The following is a 1,053-nucleotide window of genomic DNA, read 5'->3' on the forward strand; positions in this document are numbered from 1 at the left end:
TTTTTTTTAGTTTGAAATCACGACGGACGAAAACAAAGTGGCGGTTGTGGGGGGGGGTTGTTACGAGGAGGGTGAGGGTGATGGGGTCCTGCAGTTCCTCGGGCTCCTGTTCCGGTGCCGACGATGAAGAGGACGACGACAACATTGTCTGCTTCGCCTCCACAACGGCTCCTCCTTCGTCCATCGTTAGCTGAAGATCGAAAGGGCGCGTGGTGTACGACCTGTGTAATGGCAGTCGCGTTTTCAACTGGAGCGGTTTGACGCCCTGAACCAGTTATTATGTGTTGCCGTTTGCTGAATCTTGATAGGAGTGTTCGAAAGCAACTCCGAGTGTGTCGCGGCCCTCCATTTATTGGCTGGTGCTATGCGGTTTTGGAACCGGAATGCCGGCTCATCATCACGAGTGGTGGATTTCGCTGTTGGGACCCACAAATACCCAGCGCTCTGGGACCTTTGGGTGGGAAAATGCCACAATATTGGGCTTTTCCATTGTTCACTCCCACTTTATCTAACTCTCCCTCAGTGGTGGTGTTACATTTGGCCGCACTGCCAGCATCATTGCCCTCACCCTTGTCCTCCACTTCAGTTTCCTTGGCCATTGGCTTGAGCCTCCACCCCCACTTCAGTTGCTCCATCACCCTTGCCCTCCCCCTTATCCCCACCTTGGTGTCCTTGTTGGCCTCAATTGGAGGGTGGCATGGCAGGAGGTGGTGTTGTGCAATGTGTGAGTGAGAGTGATGAGGCTAACTGAGGTGGTTGGTGGGCACATTGGTGGTGAGGCAGATGTGAAAGCTGTGGGTGAAGAAGGTCTGCTGTGTGTGAATGCCCTCCATCAGCCTTGAGATGCAGGTGTGTAGCTGCTGCATGTGCTTTGCATACTCACCCACAGCGTCATGCTTGGCAGGCTGATGGTGTGGACAATTAAACACAATGATGGCAATGACAAAAGCAATATACTGCACCCAATCCTTTGGTTGAAGAGCAGCTGGACAAGCACATCTTTTGAGGCCTTGCCCCCTTTGCCCCCTGCGGTGCAGCTGGTGCATTGATTTC

Annotated in this window: 1 protein-coding gene; it reads right to left on the minus strand. The window is 53.2% G+C overall.

Annotated elements, in window-relative coordinates; translation table 11 throughout:
* Window positions 1-743 precede the first annotated feature (743 nt).
* Window positions 744-1,053 (minus strand): hypothetical protein (locus tag DB41_RS12420; protein ID WP_238578501.1); only part of this gene is annotated, 310 nt, incomplete at its 5' end.

It is taken from the genome of Neochlamydia sp. TUME1, from assembly GCF_000813645.1.
Taxonomy (GTDB): domain Bacteria; phylum Chlamydiota; class Chlamydiia; order Chlamydiales; family Parachlamydiaceae; genus Neochlamydia.